13 protein-coding genes are annotated in these 17,059 nt (G+C 70.4%); 3 read left to right on the top strand and 10 right to left on the bottom strand.

Annotated features, from left to right (window positions below; genetic code table 11):
• Nucleotides 1-450: 450 nt before the first annotated feature.
• The 6 genes from ABD808_RS15665 to ABD808_RS15640 form a co-directional block, all read right to left on the bottom strand.
• On the bottom strand, nucleotides 451-918 hold the full coding sequence (locus ABD808_RS15665; protein ID WP_344896691.1) for a hypothetical protein: 468 nt from the start codon (nucleotides 916-918) through the stop codon (nucleotides 451-453).
• 108 nt (nucleotides 919-1,026) lie between these two features.
• Entirely contained in the window at nucleotides 1,027-2,028 is a 1,002-nt protein-coding gene (locus ABD808_RS15660) for an aldo/keto reductase (RefSeq protein ID WP_344896688.1), read from the bottom strand.
• Between the two features lie 2 nt (nucleotides 2,029-2,030).
• Complete coding sequence (locus ABD808_RS15655; protein WP_344896685.1) at nucleotides 2,031-3,782, bottom strand: CocE/NonD family hydrolase; 1,752 nt, start codon at nucleotides 3,780-3,782, stop codon at nucleotides 2,031-2,033.
• A complete protein-coding gene (locus tag ABD808_RS15650) occupies nucleotides 3,775-6,354 on the bottom strand; it encodes a N,N-dimethylformamidase beta subunit family domain-containing protein (protein ID WP_344896682.1) in 2,580 nt (859 codons plus the stop codon). The genes ABD808_RS15655 and ABD808_RS15650 overlap by 8 nt, the downstream gene beginning before the upstream one ends.
• Nucleotides 6,355-6,427: 73 nt before the next feature.
• Nucleotides 6,428-7,360, bottom strand: coding sequence for a helix-turn-helix domain-containing protein (locus ABD808_RS15645; protein WP_344896679.1), 933 nt, complete (start codon nucleotides 7,358-7,360; stop codon nucleotides 6,428-6,430).
• 16 nt (nucleotides 7,361-7,376) lie between these two features.
• Nucleotides 7,377-9,281: a dipeptide ABC transporter ATP-binding protein gene (locus ABD808_RS15640; RefSeq protein WP_344896676.1), complete on the bottom strand. Its 1,905-nt coding sequence runs from the start codon at nucleotides 9,279-9,281 to the stop codon at nucleotides 7,377-7,379.
• A gap of 256 nt (nucleotides 9,282-9,537) precedes the next feature.
• Between ABD808_RS15640 and ABD808_RS15635 the strand changes: the two genes are divergently transcribed.
• Genes ABD808_RS15635 through ABD808_RS15625 form a run of 3 tightly spaced genes read left to right on the top strand, consistent with a single transcriptional unit; the run spans nucleotide 9,538 to nucleotide 13,024 of the window.
• Nucleotides 9,538-11,175, top strand: a complete 1,638-nt coding sequence (locus tag ABD808_RS15635) for an ABC transporter substrate-binding protein (protein ID WP_344896673.1) — start codon at nucleotides 9,538-9,540, stop codon at nucleotides 11,173-11,175.
• Nucleotides 11,176-11,180: 5 nt separating this feature from the next.
• Nucleotides 11,181-12,125, top strand: coding sequence for an ABC transporter permease (locus tag ABD808_RS15630; protein ID WP_344896670.1), 945 nt, complete (start codon nucleotides 11,181-11,183; stop codon nucleotides 12,123-12,125).
• Complete coding sequence (locus ABD808_RS15625) at nucleotides 12,122-13,024, top strand: ABC transporter permease (RefSeq protein ID WP_344896667.1); 903 nt, start codon at nucleotides 12,122-12,124, stop codon at nucleotides 13,022-13,024. Before ABD808_RS15630 ends, ABD808_RS15625 begins: the two co-directional genes overlap by 4 nt.
• 114 nt (nucleotides 13,025-13,138) lie before the next feature.
• Here the strand turns inward: ABD808_RS15625 and bioB are convergent, their stop codons facing one another.
• The 4 genes from bioB to narJ form a co-directional block, all read right to left on the bottom strand.
• Nucleotides 13,139-14,224, bottom strand: a complete 1,086-nt coding sequence (gene bioB / locus ABD808_RS15620) for a biotin synthase BioB (protein ID WP_344896664.1) — start codon at nucleotides 14,222-14,224, stop codon at nucleotides 13,139-13,141.
• Between the two features lie 64 nt (nucleotides 14,225-14,288).
• Entirely contained in the window at nucleotides 14,289-15,566 is a 1,278-nt protein-coding gene (locus ABD808_RS15615; RefSeq protein ID WP_344896661.1) for an Nramp family divalent metal transporter, read from the bottom strand.
• An 89-nt stretch (nucleotides 15,567-15,655) separates the two neighbouring features.
• Complete coding sequence (gene narI, locus ABD808_RS15610) at nucleotides 15,656-16,402, bottom strand: respiratory nitrate reductase subunit gamma (protein ID WP_344896658.1); 747 nt, start codon at nucleotides 16,400-16,402, stop codon at nucleotides 15,656-15,658.
• Nucleotides 16,399-17,058, bottom strand: coding sequence for a nitrate reductase molybdenum cofactor assembly chaperone (narJ, locus tag ABD808_RS15605; protein ID WP_344897941.1), 660 nt, complete (start codon nucleotides 17,056-17,058; stop codon nucleotides 16,399-16,401). The genes narI and narJ overlap by 4 nt, the downstream gene beginning before the upstream one ends.
• Nucleotide 17,059 lies beyond the last annotated feature (1 nt).

Here is a 17,059-nt window from a genome sequence, read left to right as displayed (position 1 = left end):
TCCCCAGGTGTACGACCCGTCCGACTGCCGGGTGCCCACATTGAACAGCACATGGTCGTGAGTGGCGGCGAGCGCGTTCCCGCTGCTGCGCCGGTACTCGACCGTGTTCGCGCAGTAATAAATGATCCGCTGTGTGCTGGACGTCTGCACGATCGACGGCGCGTACTGGTAGAAACCAGCGCTCGGATATGTCGATCCGCCGGGGTACACGCCATTGGGCAACGGGACCCCGGACGACGCGACTGTGGGCGTCCAGGCGTAGGCGGGAAGCAGTGCGACGAACGTCGAGACAACTGCGAGAACGACGACGATCGACATGCGGCGGATGAACGTCAACGAGAATCCCTCGCGTCGAGCCGGTCAAAGAACGGCTGAATTCTCGCATGCCCGCGCCGCGGGTCCCGGCCGCCGCACCCTCCCCGCTATGTCAGGGCGGCGGCCGGGAAGCGATCAGGTGTGCGCGGGCGGCATGTTCTCGTCCGACGCGTACTCCGGGTTGAGAGACAGGGAGATGAAGCTGAAGGGACGGTTGACGTAGTTGAACCCGAGCGGGCAGTGCCGGATCCCGGCGGGGATGTACACGGCGCCCGTGGTGGTGACGGTGTGCCGTTCGCCCTCGATGTCCAGGTACAGCTCGGCGCCGAGGTCGTGGATGTCGTCAGGGTCGTTGCCCATCCACATCAGCACCTCGTCGTACGTGTGCTGGTGGTCGTTCACCCAGTGCGTCTTCTTCGACGTCGGGCCGATCCAGCTGTAGGCCATGTGCACCGGGGCACCCTCGACGTCGATGCCGCGCATCAGGCCGAAGGGGGACCCGATGTTCGCGGGGCGTTCACCGCCCGCGGCGGCGCCCTCGTTGACGAGGTCCGCGCTGCATTCCAGCATCTGCGTGATGAACAGGTGGTCGTACTTGGCCATGCCTCTCCTCGATGTACTGGGACGGGCGGCGCGGGGCCACCTCGACCGATACGGACAAGTCTTCTGGGAGTGAGCGCCAGCGGTAAGGCACTGGCGCCATCACCCCTGTCACTGGCTCCGGTCAGTGGTGATGTCGGGGCCGCTCCCGGCGCCGGTCTTCGCCACGGCGGACGCGAGTTCGGCCAGGTCATCGGGGGTCAGGACCAGTTCCGCGGTCTCCGGCCAACCCTCAGTTTGGGCGGGTGTGCGGGCCCCGACGATGGCACCTGTGACAACCGGGACCGTGACCGTCCAGGCGATCGCGACGGCGCCCACGGACACGCCGTGGCGGGCCGCCACGGGACGCAGCGCGTCCTGGAGCGCGAGGTTGCGGTCCAGCGCCGGGGGCTTGAACGCGGACGCCCGGGACCGCCAGTCGCCGTCCGAAAGGCCCTCCACACGCTTGCGGGTGAACGTGCCGGACAGCAGACCGGAGCCCAGGGGGCTGTACACGATGACCCCGGTGTCGTGGTCCGCGCACCACGGCAGAAGGTCCGCGGTGGCCTCCCGGCGGATCAGGGACAGTGGGGGTTGCAGCGTTCCCACGGGGCCGACCGCCGCGCAGCGGTCCATCAGCTCGACGTCGAAGTTGGAGACGCCCACCGCGCGGACCTTGCCCTCGGCGACCAGTTCCAGCATCGCCCCCCACGAGTCCTCGATCGGCGGGCCGCCGGGGTGCGGGTCGTGGATCTGGAACAGGTCGATGTGGTCGACGCCGAGGCGGCGCAACGACGCGTCGCACTGCCGTTTGATGGAGTCCGGGTCGAGGTCGTTGCTCTCGTCGCCGTTGTCGTCCCAGACGAGCCCGCACTTGGTGAAGACGAGCGGGCGGTCGGCGGGCGGCAGCGCGGCCACGGCGCGGCCCACGACCTCCTCGGAGTGGCCGAAGCCGTAGACGGCGGCGGTGTCGACCCAGTTGACGCCGTTCTCGACGGCGCGGCGGATCGCGGCGACGGACTCGTCGTCGGACTGCGAGCCCCAGCCCATGAGCCCCGGTCCCCCGACGGCCCAGCTGCCGAACCCGATGACGGTGATGTCCATGCCGGTGTTGCCCAGCGGCCTGGTGCGCATGCTCAGGAGTTCCTCCGGTAGGGGGCCGACGCGCCCTCGGGGACGACCGGCAGTTCGATCCGGGACAGGTACGGCCCGTCGTGGTGGACGGTCTGCAACGCGCTGCGCACCTCGTCCGACCGGCCCGGCAGCTCACCGGTGTTCGGGTTGCGGTCGAAGTGCGGGAAGTTGCTGCTCGACACCTCCACCCGGAGACGGTGCCCCGGGAGGAAGACGTTGCTGGTCGCGCCGAGGTCGATCCGGTACTCCACCACGTCGCCGGGCGTGATCGGGCTCGGCTCGCTCGTGGAGTTCCGGTAGCGGGCGCGGATGATGCCGTCGGTGATGTTGCGGGCGTATCCGCACGGTTCGACGTCGACGAGCTTGGCCGTCCAGTCGGTGTCGGGCGCGGACGTGCTCGCGTGCAGGACGACGCTGACCGGCCCGGTGACCTCCAGCGGCTCGGTCAGCGGCTCGGAGGTGTAGACGAGCACGTCCTCGCGGGCCTCGACCGTCCGCTGGTCGAAGATCCCGGCGCGGCTGTGCACGGAGTTGCAGCACAGCGCCCCGCCGACGGTCGGCACCGGGTTGAGCGGGTTGTAGAGGAACGTGTCGGGCGCCTGGCCGTCCGGCTTGTCGCGGCGCAGCGTGCCGTCGCCGTCCATGGTGTTGGCGCGGCCGTCGCTGTGCAGGTACCAGTCCTGGAACTCGGTGCCGGGCAGCGGCCACGACTCGGCTACGCGCCATTCGCCCGCGCCCATCGTGTACAGCAGCACGGGCGGCTCGTCGGCCATGCCGGTGTCGGCGTCCCGCAGCCACGTGTCGAACCAGCGCAGTTGCAGGCCGTCGGTGTCGATGGCGCCGCCGGTCGAGCGGCCCCCGAAGTTCCACTCGCCGACCGGGTTGCCGGAGAACAGGCCCTCGTGCGGCCACGGCCCGACCAGCAGCCGCTGCCGCGTCCGCGCCGGTCCCCGGCCGTGCTCGCGCATGCCGGTGAAGTTGCCGAGGGTGCCGAGGAGGAACGTGTCGTACCAGCCGCCCATGTTGAACGCGGCGACGTCCATGTCGGGGTAGGCGCGGGAGACGTCGAGCCGCTCCCAGAACTCGTCGTAGCCGGGGTGGTCGAGCCATTCCCGGTAGTACGGCGCGATGTCGTCCAGGTAGGGGTGGTCGTCGAGCGGCAGCCGCAGCGCGGAGCCGGGCAGGTCGTCGAGCGCGTCGGTGATGCCGCCGCGGATCGCGGCGGACACGTTCGGGTCGCGGGCGGCGTTGTGCGCGGCCAGCGACAGCGTCCAGCCCAGGCTGAAGCCGAGTTGGAACGCGCCACCCCGGTACACCCAGCCGTGGTGGTAGCTGGACGCCGTGACGTTCGGCGCCATGGCCTTCAGCGCGGGATGACCCGACATGGCGGCCTGCCACTGAGTGACGCCGTCGTACGAGCCGCCGAACATGCCGACCCCGCCGTCGCACCACGGCTGGGACGCGATCCAGTCGATCGAGTCGTAGCCGTCCTCGCGCTCGTGGACGAACGGGGTGAACGTGCCCCCGGAGGCGCCGCGTCCGCGCGTGTCCTGGAGGACGACGGCGTACCCGGCCGAGGCCGCGCGCATCGCGAACGTGCCGTACATGCCGAGGCCGGTGCGGTCGTAGGGGGTGCGGAACACCAGCGCCGGGCCGCGCCGCGCGACGGGACGGTACACGTCCGCGCGCAGGACGGTGCCGTCCCGCATCGGGATGGCGACCATCCGGTCGACGGTGATGGTGTGCTCATTCATGCGCGTCCAGCCAAAGGTCGATGACGTTGCGGGTGAGTCGGGACAGCCCGTTGTCGTAGCCGTTCGCGGACAGGCCTCCCGCGTAGGCGATCGAGCCGGTGGAGAAGACGGAACCGCCGCCGCGGGTGCGGAAGTAGACGATGTCCGAGCGGACGCCGGGGTGCTCGACGGCGCCCAGCCCCGGGTGGGTGCCGCCCAGCTCCTCGACGGCGAACTGGTAGCCGTCGCCGATGCCCTCGGAGGTGGCGATGATCAGCGCGTCCGGGGGGCTGCCGAGGGACGGCTCGTACCGGTCGATCTCGCCGCCCGCCGCGCCGCCGCCGTCCAGGCCGCGGTCGCCGAACACCTCGGAGACGCCTTCGAGCAGCCGCTTGGCGGTCTCGTCGCCGAGGTCGGGGCCGACGCGGTAGTGCCCGGACGGCACGCCGCCCTGCGCGCTGAACCCGACGCCGAACAGCTTCTGCGGCGCCCGGCTGCGGTACGCCCACAGCCCACCACGCTCACCGGTGCTGGCGTGGTGGTACTCGCCCGGCCTGGCCTGCCAGCTCCGGGTGCCGTTCTCGCCGCGCCGCAGCTCCATCACGTGCGGCAGCTCCGGGTGGAACGACACGATCCAGTAGTAGCCGTTGCCACCGAGGTAGCCGATGTTGCCGCCGCCGTCCGCGTACTGCTCCAGCGCGTCCAGCATCTGCTCGGAGGCGTACTCGGGGTGCGCGCCGGTCACCACGCCCTTGTAGGGGCGCAGCAGGTCGACGCCGTCGGTGTGCAGGTCGTGGTCGGTGATGACGTCGAACGAGTAGCCCTGCTCGGTCAGCCAGTCGAGCACGTACAGGTCGTTGGCCAGCGTGAACGGCGACAGGTGGATGTCGAAGCCCGGCGCCAGCGTCAGGATCGGCCGGTGCCACGACGTGTAGCAGACGCCGCTGCCGTCGGTGTGGCTGGCGTAGTTGGACAGGCCGAGGTCGTAGCGGTGTTCGAGGAACGCCGTGCCCGGCGGGACGACCGGGACGTACCCGAGGCCCCGCTCGTTCGAGTACGCGAGGTACGTGGCGGTCGGCAGCAGCAGCGCGACGTCGCCGGTGGCCTTTCCCCGGGGCGGCCGGACGAAGAACGGGATGCTCCGCTCGGCCGAGCCGTCTGCGGCGACGACCTTCAGCGCGTACACGCCGCTGTGCAGATCGGCCGGGACGGTCAGCTCGTGGGACGGTTCCCAGCCCGCGTCCGTCACCGCGTCGTCGTGGAAGTGGATGGCGCCGTAGCCGCGCGGGTCGACGGCGTAGTGCTCGGCCCGGCCGGTGAAGTGCCGTCCGGTGACGCCCCGCACGGGGAGGTTGACGAGCCGTCCGTCCAGGCCCGGGTGTCCGACGCAGGGCACCACCAGCGACGCGGTGCTCCGGGTGTCCTCCGAGGGGCCGAACCACCAGCGCAGCGGGGCCTCGTGCTCGTCCACGGCGGCGATCAGCGCCTCCGGGGTGAGCGCGAACGGCCACAGGCCGGGGCTCTCGATCTTGCCGTTGTAGTGGCCGTCGTCCGGGGTGAAGGTGCCGAACAGCAGCTCGGGGCCGGACGCGGGGGCCAGCTCCGCGTTGACCCGCTGCCGCGTGACGCGGGGACGGTCGTCCACCACGATCGGGCTAACCCTGCTGTTGACGCTGGTCACCAGCGGGCGGGAGACGAGCACCGCCTGCCCGGTCGCCGGGTCGTAGCTGGCGCCGACGCCGTGCCACAGGTGCGGGTCGAGCCGGTCCTCGGCGCGGACCACCGTCTCCCCGGTCCCGTCGCCGAGCCAGAGGGCGAGCCTGCCCTCCTCGTCCAGACCGAGGGCGTACCCGCGCGGGCCCTCGTCCCAGCGCGCCACGATCCCCTGCCGGACGCCGGTGACGGCGGTCGGGTACACGGCGGCCGCGACGGTGAAACCGGCGGCGCCCCCGGTGACGCCGCCGGGGTCGGAAACGACGATGTGGGCGCCGGGCCTGATGGCCTGCGCGCGCCCCTGGTGCCGCCCGGTCCACACCCCGGGGACGGGGTCGACGCGGACGCCGGGGCCGTCCGGGTCGTCGTCGACGTTCCGGAGCCGCACCAGCTCGGTGGTGTACTCCGCGACGCCCGCCGCGCTGACCATGAACGCGATGTCCTCGCCGGGGGCGACGCTGATCCGGTCGGTGTAGCCGAGCAGGACCGGCTCGGTGGTGACCAGCTCGGGGCCGTCCACGCCGTGGGTCGGCGCGTCGCCCCAGCCGAACACCTCGTACAGCTCGCGGCGCAGCCGCACCTCGCGCGCCTGCGCGAGGTCGGTGAACGTGCGGCTGTCGGCGATCCGGAACGGCGCGCCGCGATGGGCGGGCCAGTGGATCAGCCGGTACTCGGCGCCCGGGACCGCCTCGTAGAGGGCGACCCGCTCGCGTGGGGACCTGCGGTCGAGGAACCGCAGGATCCACGACATCGGCTCGCGGTTTCCGGTGTCGGGGTCACGCACCCAGGCGGTGACCAGGTCGTCGGTGATCAGCGACCGGAGCCCGGCCGCGCGGTTTTCGGTGAATCGGGCCTCGACGGCCGGGACTGACGATTCCATGCGGTCACGCTAAGCGGGCTCTCACCTGGGAGACAGCTACTGGAGTCGGCGTCAGTGTCACGGAACCGAGGTGTCACGGAACCGAGGTGACGCCCACCCCGTTGACCCGCGGAACCGACTTGCCCGCCGTCGCCGCCGCCTGCCGCCGGAACTGACCCGGGCTCGTGCCCGCCTCACGCTTGAAGAACCGTCCGAAGTAGGACGGGTTGTCGAAGCACAGCCGCTTGGAGATCTGCGCGATGCTCAGATCGGTGTGCGCGAGCAGCCGCTTGGCCTCGACGGTCAGCGCCGCCCGGATGATCTCCGCGGGCGTCCTGCCGGTCGACCGTTTGACCACGTCCGCGAGGTACTTCGGGGTGATACCGATGCGCGCGGCGTACCCGCTCACCGTCTGCTCCTCGGTGATCTCGTCGCTGACCAGGCGCAGGAACCGGCGGGCCAGCGCGGTCCGGCGGTCCTCCAGGGTGCGGACGCCCAGGTCGCTGTGCGCCCGCCGCATCTCGACCAGCAGGACGTGCAGGTACGCCTGGAGCACTGAGACGTCCGCGCCCATGGGCCGCCGGTACTCGCGGTCCATCGCCGAGAACAGCGACATGATCCGCTCGACCTGGTCCTCCTCCAACTGGAGGGCGTGCCCGACCTCCAGCGGGTCCAGGGCGAGGAACCGGCGCGGCGACACCCGGTCGCCGTACTGCGTGGCCAGGAACTCCTCCAGGAAAACGACGATGAAGCCCTCCAGCGGAGAGCACCGTTCCCAGAACTGCACCTGGCCGGGGGCGACGAAGTACAACGTCACTGGTGCGACCTCGTACGGGACGAAGTCGATGACATGAGTGCCGGACCCGCGTGTCACACACACGAGCTCGTAGAACTCGTGCCGGTGCGGAAATGACGCGTACGACCAGGGCGCCAGGTCGCTGAACGAGTTGATCGCGAAGCCGGGCGGCCCGGACGCGATCAGCGGGTCGTCGAAGCGATGCGTCGGAAGCGGCCTTCGCTCTCGCACGTCCGTCCCTCCCGCGTCAGGACCGGGCGGCGTCCGGCGCGGCCCGGTCCTGACCGGCGGTCAGGTCGGGGCTCGCGGCCAGCAGCCGCCTGGTGTACTCGTGTTTCGGGTCGGCGGCGATCTCCTCGGCGGTGCCCACCTCGACGAGGCGGCCGTCCTTCATCACCCCGACCCGGTCCGCGACCGACAGGACGAGACCCAGGTTGTGGGAGATGAACAGGTAGGCGAGGTTGCGTTCGCGGCGCAGTTCGAGCAGCAGGTTGATCACCTGGCCCTGGACGGACACGTCGAGCGCGGAGGTCGGCTCGTCCGCCACGATCAGCCGCGGCTCGGGCGCGATGGCCCGCGCGATCGCGACCCGCTGGCACTGGCCGCCGGAGATCTGCGCGGGGATCCGGTCCTTGATCGACGGTGGCAGCCCCACCTCGGCGAGCAGTTCGGCGACCCGTGTGCGCAGCGCCTCGCCGCGCAGGTCGGTCAGCTCACGCAGCGGCTCGGCGACGATCCGCTCCACGGTGTGCCGGGGGTCGAGCGAGTTCTGCGGGTCCTGGAAGATCAGCTGGACGGTGCGGCGGAAGTCGCGGGCGCCGCCGTCCAGGCCCTTGTGGGTGTGCTCGCGTCCGGCGAGGCCGATCATGCCCTCGGTCGGGTCGTCCAGGGCGGCGACGAGCTGACCCAGCGTCGTCTTGCCGCTGCCGGACTCGCCGACCAGGCCGAAGAACTCGCCCGGCCGGATCTCCAGGCTCACCCCGTCGACCGCGGCGACCTCCTCGCGGCGGCGCAGCCCGAGCAGGCCGCCGCGCTGGCCGCGGGACGTGTAGATCTTGCGCACCTTCTCGATCACCAGCACCGGCGCGTCGTCGGCCGCGGTCGCGGCGGACGAGGTGACGGCGGCGATCGGCAGCGACACCGCGCCCTCGCCGGGGTTCCAGCAGGCGACCTGGCCGCCGTCCTCGCCGACCGCGCGCATTCCGGGCTCGGCGGTCTCGCACTGGTCCACCGCGTGCGCGCAGCGCGGCGCGAACCGGCAGCCGGGCAGCACCTCGGCGGGGCCCGGCACCGAGCCCGTGATCGACGGCAGGTTCTCGGTGCGGCGCACCCGCGCCTGCGGGACGCACTCCACCAGCGCGCGGGTGTAGCGGTGCCGGGGCGAGCCGAGCACCTGCGCGACCGGGCCGATCTCGACCAGGCGGCCCGCGTACAGCACGGCGATCCGGTCGGCGATCTCGGCCGCGACGCCCATGTCGTGGGTGATGAACACGCAGGCCATCTGGTGCTTGCGCTGCACGTCGCGGAACAGCCGCAGGATCTCCTTCTGCGTGGTCGCGTCCAGGGCCGTGGTGGGCTCGTCGGCCAGCAGCAGGTCGGGCCCGGACATCAGCGCCATCGCGATCATCACGCGCTGCTGCTGGCCGCCGGACAGCTGGTGCGGGTAGCGGTTCATGATCTGCTGCGGGTCGGGGAACCCGACCTCGCCCAGCAGCTCCTTGGCCTGGGCGTTGGCCTGGTCGCGCAGGTCCCGGCGCCGGGGGTCGCGCACGTCGGCGCCCGCCGCGACGCCCGCCGGACGGTAGGCCTCGACGAGCTGCGCGCCGATCCGCTGCGCGGGGTTCAGCGAGTCCAGCGCCTCCTGGAACACCATGCCGATGCGGCGGCCGCGGAAGGCGCGCATCTGCTCGGCGGTCAGGGTGGTGAGATCGACGTCCTCCAGCCGGATCTCACCGGTCGTGCGCGTCGGCGCGACGAACTCCAGCAGCCGGATCACCGACAGCGCGGTCACCGTCTTGCCACTGCCGGACTCGCCGACGATGCACAGGGTCTCCCCGCGGTCGAGGCTCAACGACAGCTCGCGCACCAACTCGACGGTGTCGTCCCCTGTGCCCACTCCGACACAGAAGTCCTCGATCTCAAGCAACGACATGTGTGCCATCCCTCCCGCCCGGCCAGCACGGCGTCCCACCCGGCGGGCGCCCGCCGGGAGCGGCGAAAAACTCCAGGTATGGGCAGTTTGGGGTAACCCCGGGTGGGTGGACAAGGGACCAATCACCCGATAATCAGCTAGAAAGGTAAAAGTTCTCGCCAGTGACAGAACTGCGGAGCTTGACGCCTACTGGAGCGACACGGCCGCGATTACCTTGAACCGCCACGAGGCCGGACTCGGGGGTGAGGAGCCACCCATGATGAACACCCCATCCAACTACCCGCCCCGCTCACGACACCAGAAGCGCGGACGCTCCCGCCGCGCCATGGCCGCGGTCGCGGCCGTCCTGGTCGCCGCGGGGCTCACGACCGCCTGCACGTCTGAGGCGACCGGAACGAAGGGCGGAGACGACGGCAAGCCCGTCAAGGGCGGGAACCTGACGGTTCGCATCGCCCAGGACCCAGGTTCGCTGGACGCGGTCAAGAACACCAACGCGGGCGTCACCTACATCAGCCACGAGATCTTCGAGCAGCTCATCACGATCGACAAGGACTACCAGCCCAAGCCGGTGCTGGCCGAGTCGTACACCAAGAGCGACGACGGTCTCGCCTACACCTTCACCCTCCGCAAGGGGATCACGTTCTCCGACGGCTCGCCGCTCAAGGCGGCCGACGTGGTCGCGTCCCTGAAGTACTGGGTGGAGAACGGCAGCTACGCCCAGTCGCTCAAGCCGGTGCTGGGGAAGATCACCGCGAAGGACGACGCGACGGTCGAGGTCGCGCTCAAGCAGCCGTTCAACCTCATCGCGTTGATGGCCGCGAGCGCGGGCGCCGAGATCCACCGGGCCGCGGACATCGCCGCCTCCGGGCCCACCGGGATCCCCGCCGACCGCAACGTCGGCACCGGGCCCTACAAGGTCAAGTCGTGGACGAAGGGACAGCAGCTCGTTCTTGAGCGCAACACGAAGTACCAGCCGCCGCAGGGCCCGTCCAGCGGATACTCGGGCGCCAAGCGCGCCTTCCTCGACACGATCACCTACAAGATCGTCGCGGACGAGGACGCCGTGCTGAACGGTCTGAAGACCGGGCTGTGGGACGTCGCCGAGCCGTCCCACGACCAGTACGACCAGATCAAGGGCGACTCGCAGCTGGAGATCGGCGTCGAGGCGGCGGCGAACGTCCAGTACGTCTCGCTCAACCACAACTCCGGGTCGATCTTCTCCAAGGCGCAGGCCCGGGACGCGATGAACCTGCTCATCGACAAGAAGGCCGTCATGGACGCGCAGGGCGTCCCCGATCTGGTCGCGCCGAGCAACGGAGCCTTCGCGACGACGACCAACAAGGGCATGTACTCCGACGCGGGCAAGGCCAAGTGGGAGCAGCACAATCCCGAGCAGGCCAAGCAGCTGTTCGCGGCGGCGGGCCTCAAGCCGGGCCAGACCATCCGCATGATCACGACCGATGAGTTCCCGCAGTTCAAGGACGCGCTGCTCATCATCCAGAACCAGCTGAAGAAGATCGGGATCAAGTCGAGCATCGAGAGCTACGACTTCGCCACGCTGATCGGCAAGAAGAACAACCAGCCGAACAGCTGGGACGTCCTCGCCCTGATGGACGACGCGAACCCGCCGGTGCCCTCGTACACCGACAACGTCAACGGGCTCGACAACTCCGGCTACCCGCGGGACAAGCTCGCGCCGCTGCTGGAGGCCTACAACCGGGCGAAGACGCCGCAGGAGCAGAAGACGACGCTCGACGCGGTCCAGTCGTTCACCAGCCAGAACCTGCCGACCATCACGCTCTACATGGCCAAGTCCTACGTGGCCTACCGGCCGAAGGTCGCGGGCTACGACGGGTGGGGCATGGAGTTCGCCGACGTGTGGATGAAGAAGTAGGTGACATGCTCCTCGTGATCCTGCGCCGCCTGCGCGACCTGGTGCTGGTGCTGTTCGTCGTCGGTACGACCCTGTTCTTCCTGCTGCGGTCGATTCCCGGCGACCCGGCCCAGGTGCTGCTCGGCACCAAGGCCTCGCCGGAGCAGCTCGCCCGCCTGCGGGCCGATCTGGGGCTCACCGGACCGAAGTACGAGCAGTACTTCCACTGGTTGGGCAACGTCGTCACCGGCGACTTCGGCACGTCGATCCACTACCAGGAGCCGGTGCTGCGGGTGATCGGCGACCACATCGCGCCCACGCTCACGCTCGCCATCGCCAGTACGGCGATCAGCTTCCTGCTGACCGTGCTGATCGTGAGCTGGGCCGCGGTGGCACCGCACAACTGGGTCGCCCGGTTGGTGAACCGGGTGACCCAGTTCGGCCTCGCCCTGCCGGAGTTCTGGTTGGCATTGCTGGCCGTGTACGTGTTCGCGCTCTACCTCGGCTGGTTCCCGACCAGCGGATACACGCCGCTCTACTCCGACCCGGTCACGGCCGTCCCGCAGCTGGTGCTGCCGGTCGCGGTGCTCGTCGTCGGACAGACGGCGTTCTTCACCATCACGATGGAGGAGGGTGTGCTCGGTGAGCTGAGCCAGCCCTACCTGCGCACCGCGCGGGCCAAGGGTCTCACCGAGCGGCGCATCGCCATCCTGCACGTGCTGCCCAACGCGATGCTGCCGGTGATGACCACGGTCGGGCTCAACTTCGCCTCGCTGATCGGCGGGGTGGTCGTCATCGAGAGCATCTTCGTCATCCCCGGGCTCGGCACGACACTGCTCGACGCCGTGTACGCCCGCGACTTCCCGCTCATCCAGGGGGTGGTCATGTTCATCGCGTTCCTGTTCGTCGCGGTCAACCTGCTGGTGGACCTGGCGTACTCGCTGGTCAACCCGAAGGTGCGTGTCGCGTGACGGCGGCGGTCGTGACAAAGGCGGCGGCATCGCCGCCGCGGCGGTGGTCGTCGTTCGCGCGGCGCAACCGGACGCTCGTGGTGACCGGCGCGCTGATCCTGGCGATCATCGTGCTGGTCATGGTGCTGCCGCTGCTGCTCACCGACCCGAACGCGACGGAGCCGTCGCGGCGGCTGCTCGGACCGTCCATGGACCATCCGATGGGCACCGACAAGTTCGGCCGGGACCTGTTCAGCCGGTGGGCGTCGGCGGGCCGGGTCTCGATCGGGATGACCGCGCTGATCACGATCTGCGCGGTGTCGCTCGGCACGTTCATCGGCCTGGTCGCGGGCTACTTCGTCCGCGTCGGGTCGGTGATCATGCGGATCGTGGACGCCTGGATGGCGTTCCCGTCCATCATCCTGGCGATCGTGTTCGCGGTCGTCATCGGCCCCGGCATGCTGAGCGAACTGCTCGCGGTGACGATCATCTTCACGCCGTACACCGCGCGCATCATCCGCAGCCGCACCCTGACCCTGGCCGCCCGCACGTACGTGAAGGCCGCGCGGGTGTCCGGGATGGGGCCGTGGAAGACCCTGGCGGTGCACGTCCTGCCGAACACCCTGCCGCTCGCGGTGGTGCAGTGCATCCTGCTGTCGGCGGGCGCCATGCTCATCGACGGGACGCTGAGCTTCCTCGGACTCGGCATCTCACCACCCACCGCGACCTGGGGGAACATGGTCGCGGACGGGCGCACCTACCTTCAGGAGCACCCGACCATGGTGCTGTTCCCCGGTCTGTCGATCGCGATCTTCGTGTTCCTGCTGAACCTGGCGGGCGGGAGCCTGCGCGCGTTCGTCGATCCCCGGGCCCGGCTGCTGCTCGACCAGCGCAGACGCCGGGGGAAGGTCCGGGCCTAGGCTCCCGGCGGGTTCCGCGCGCGGGATCCACCGGGACAGTGCCCTCACCGGCCGCCAGGGGGTCGGTGGGGGCACGCCCATGTCCGGGGTGTGTTCGCGGTCTTCGTCGGCGGGCTAGGTGTTGGCGGGGAGGGACGAGCCGAGGCCGCGCCTGCGCACCGCGACGAGGTCGTGCCGGGCGGCGGGAGCGGCGTCCGCGTCGTCCTCGGCGCCCTCCACGACGAAGCCCGCGTCGGCGATCATCGCGAGGTCGCCCTCACCCGCCTGGCCCTCGCTGGTCAGGTAGTCGCCCAGGAAGATGGCGTTCGCGATGTGCAGGGCGAGCGGTTGCAGGGTGCGCAGGTGGATCTCCCGTCCACCGGACGCCCGGACCTCGCTGTCGGGGAACATGAACCGGAACACGGCGAGGATGCGCAGGCAGCGGAGCGGCGTCAGCTCCCATCGTCCGGCGAGCGGCGTGCCGTCGAAGGGGATCAGGAAGTTGACGGGCACGGAGTCCGGGTCGAGTTCGCGTAGGGCGAAGGCGACGTCCACGATGTCGTCGTCGCTCTCCCCCATCCCGAAGATGGCGCCTGAACACGGTGACAGGCCGCCTTGCTTGGCGTGCTCCACGGTTTGCACCCGGTCGTCGAAGCCGTGCGTCGTGCAGATGTCGCCGTAGTTCTGCTCGCTGGTGTTGAGGTTGTGGTTGTAGGCGTCGGCGCCGACCTCGCTCAGCCGCTCGGCCTGCCCCGGCTTGAGCAGCCCGAGGCACACGCACACCTCGACGTCCGAGGTGGCCTCCTTGATCGCGGAGACGGTCGCGGAGACGCGGTCGATGTCGCGGTCGGACGGGCCGCGCCCGCTCGCCACCAGGCACACCCGCCGCGCCCCGGCCGCGACGGCGCGGGTCGCGTCCTGGACGGCCTCGTCCGAGGAGATCCAGGAGTACTTCATGATCTCCGAGGTCGAGCCGAGGCGCTGCGAGCAGTAGCCGCAGTCCTCCGGGCACAGGCCGCTCTTCATGTTGACCAGGTAGTTCAACTTGACGCGCCGCCCGAAGAAGCGGCGCCGCACCCGGGACGCGGCGGCCACCACGTCCAGCACGTCCTCGTCGGGCGCGCGGAGCACCTCAAGCAGCTGCTCCCGGGTCGGACGCTCACCGGCGAGGGCGGCGGAGACCAGGGAGTCGAGCAGATCGTCAAGCGCAGTCGGCGTCATGGGCGCCATGATCGGGGGACGTCCGACCGGGCCGCAAGGACGGCGCGCGACAAATCGTCCGGGCTCAGATTGGTGACCGGACGAGGTCCGCGAGGGCGACCAGGTCGGCGACGACGACCAGGGCCAGGACGCCGTAGGCGGCGTACCGGGTGACGGGCCGTCCGGTGTGCGGGCCCATCAGCGTCCGGTCGGTGGTGAGGCGGATCAGGACGTAGATCACCACCGGCAGCGCCAGGCTGAGCACGAGCTGGCTGAGCATCAACGCCCGGACCTCGCCCACCCCCAGGAACAGCAGCAGGGCGGCCGGGACGAGCGCGGCGGCGCGGCGGGCCAGCAGCGGCGGACGCAGCCCGGTGAGACCCTCGATCACGAACTGGCCGGTGACGCCGCTGGTGGTCGTGGAGGCCAGTCCGGCGGCCAGCAGCCCCAGCCCGAACGCCCCGGTCGCCAGCGGCCCCAGCGCGGGCGTCAGCGACTCGGCGGCCTCCGCCAGCGTCGCCGGGACGGGCCCGCCGCCCTGCCGCTGTTCATGGGTGTCGGCCGCCACCACCAGGATCGCCGCGTTGATCAGCAGCGCGACGTTCAACGCGACGGCGCTGGCGATCACGGTCCGTCGCAGCACGGATTTGGCGGCGGCGCCACCGGGGTCTTGTTCGAGGGGCCAGCGCACCACCCTGGAATGCAGGAACAGGTTGTGCGGCATCACGGTGGCGCCGAGCATCGCGATCGCGACCGGCGCCGCGTCCGGCGGGAGCGTGGGCACCAGCCCGGACGCGACCTGCCCACCCGGACGCGACAGCCACAGCTCGAACACGTACACCCCGGCCACGACAGCGAGCAGCCAGATGATGCACCGCTGCACCGCCCGGTTGCCCGCCGCGACCGTCAACGTCCCGATGACCAGCACCGCGCCCAACGCGATCGCCAAGGCCATCGGGATTCCCAGCAGCAGCCGCAGCGCCAGGACCACGCCGAGGAACTCGGCGACCTCGGTGGCGACCAGCACCACCGCCACGACCGCGACGACCAGCGCACGGGGAACGCCGGACAGACGACGTCCCAGCAACTCGGCCAGGTCAGCGCCGGTGACCAGCCCGAGCCTGGCCGCCAGGTATTGCAGGAACAGCGCGACGACGTTCGCGACGACCAGCACCCACAGCAACCGGTGGCCGAACATCGCCCCGGCGGTGATGTCGGTCCCCCAGTTGCCGGGGTCGATGTACCCGACCGCGACCAGGGCGGCCGGGCCCGCGTAGGCGACCGGACCGAACCGCCGACCACCGCGGCCCGGGACGGGCTCGACCGGTGGGCCCTCCGGGACTGGCCTGCGGGCCAGCGTCACAGTCGGGCGATCAGATGCGCGTCCGTCATGGGGGCATTCTGATGCGAGCGAGCAGAATTGTACAGAATATTCTCTATATCAACCGGGTCTCAGGTGACGCGGTCCCAGCCGCGCGGTGGGCCGTGCAGGCCGAGCTGTTCGTCACGGCTGCGGTAGACGATGTAGGGGCGGGTCAGGTAGCCGATCGGCGCGGTGAGCATGTGGACCAGGCGGGTGAACGGCCAGATGCAGAACAGCGCCAACGCGCTGAGGGCGTGCAGCTTGAACAGGATCGGGACATCGCCGCTCATGAGGTCCGGGTCCGGTCGCAGGTAGAAGATCGACCGGAACCAGGGCGAGACCGACTCCCGGTAGTTGTAGCCGCCGTTGACGATGTTGGCGACGACGGTGGCGGAGAGTCCGAGCACGATGGTGAGGGCCAGCACCGCGTACATGAGCTTGTCGTTGCGGGTCGTCGCGGAGAACACCGGGCCGACCGTCCGGCGGCGGTAGATGAGGATCGTGAGGCCCGCGAGCGTGCTGAAGCCCGCGACGCTGCCGAGGACGACCGCGATCACGTGGTAGGTGTGCTCGCTGATCCCGACGGCCTCCGTCCAACTGGCCGGGATGACGAGCCCGCCCACGTGCCCGAGCAGAACGACGAGGATGCCGAAGTGGAACAGCGGGCTGCCGACGCGCAGCAGGCGGCTCTCGTAGAGCTGGGACGAACGGGTCGTCCAACCGAACTTGTCGTACCGGTAGCGCCAGATGTGTCCGAGGACGAACACCGCGATGGCGACGTACGGCAGGGCGCCCCACAACAGGATGCCGAGCACGCCCGGGTCGTCGCCGTTCATGAGCGGACTCCGATCACCGGGTCGGGCAGCAGGACGGGTTCGTACGGGGCGAGGCCGACCTGTTCTTCGGGTGGCCCTTCGGCAACGAGGCGGGCCACGGCGTCCTCGGTGCGGCCGGTCAGTGGCGGCAGCGTCGCGGCGACCGCGTCCAGGACGTTCCGCCACGGCGAGGCCGACTCGGCGAGGGCGAGCCGCAGCAGTTCGAGGCCCGCGCGGTTCTCCAAGAGCAGGCGGCGTCCGGTGGCGAGGTCGCCGGTGGCGCCGAATTCGAGGACGACGGCCAGGTGGTCGGGCAGTTCGGCGTCATCGAGGTCGAGCCCGGCCGCCTGGTACGCCTGCTTGAAACGCAGCAGCGCCATGCCGCGTTTCCGGGTGTCGCCGTAGGCGTAGTAGGTGAGGTAGAGGCAGCAGCGTTTGCGGTGGTCGAAGGTGGCCACGTAGTCGGCTGCCAGGTCGTTCAGGGGCGTGGCGTCCAGGTGGTCGAGAAAGGCCCGGAGGTGCGTTCCGACCGCGTCCGGCACGCTGTCGGCGGCGCGGCGCAGCAGCGGACGGCGTTCCAGCAGCTCCGCGTCGGGATAGCCGAGCAGCAGCGACGCCGCCTGCCAGGCCGTGGCCAGCTCGGTGTCGCTGAAGCCGGGCTTGGTCGCGCGTTTCATT

Source organism: Actinomadura meridiana (genome assembly GCF_039537545.1).
GTDB lineage: Bacteria > Actinomycetota > Actinomycetes > Streptosporangiales > Streptosporangiaceae > Spirillospora > Spirillospora meridiana.
This window is presented reverse-complemented; position numbering and strand designations above follow the sequence as displayed.

Coding starts and splice junctions, on each gene's coding strand:
- ABD808_RS15665 (WP_344896691.1), bottom strand. CDS start 918: ATGGCCAAGTACGACCACCTGTTCATCACGCAGATGCTGGAATGCAGC.
- ABD808_RS15660 (WP_344896688.1), bottom strand. CDS start 2,028: ATGCGCACCAGGCCGCTGGGCAACACCGGCATGGACATCACCGTCATC.
- ABD808_RS15655 (WP_344896685.1), bottom strand. CDS start 3,782: ATGAATGAGCACACCATCACCGTCGACCGGATGGTCGCCATCCCGATG.
- ABD808_RS15650 (WP_344896682.1), bottom strand. CDS start 6,354: ATGGAATCGTCAGTCCCGGCCGTCGAGGCCCGATTCACCGAAAACCGC.
- ABD808_RS15640 (WP_344896676.1), bottom strand. CDS start 9,281: ATGTCGTTGCTTGAGATCGAGGACTTCTGTGTCGGAGTGGGCACAGGG.
- ABD808_RS15635 (WP_344896673.1), top strand. CDS start 9,538: ATGATGAACACCCCATCCAACTACCCGCCCCGCTCACGACACCAGAAG.
- ABD808_RS15630 (WP_344896670.1), top strand. CDS start 11,181: ATGCTCCTCGTGATCCTGCGCCGCCTGCGCGACCTGGTGCTGGTGCTG.
- bioB (WP_344896664.1), bottom strand. CDS start 14,224: ATGACGCCGACTGCGCTTGACGATCTGCTCGACTCCCTGGTCTCCGCC.
- narI (WP_344896658.1), bottom strand. CDS start 16,402: ATGAACGGCGACGACCCGGGCGTGCTCGGCATCCTGTTGTGGGGCGCC.
- narJ (WP_344897941.1), bottom strand. CDS start 17,058: ATGAAACGCGCGACCAAGCCCGGCTTCAGCGACACCGAGCTGGCCACG.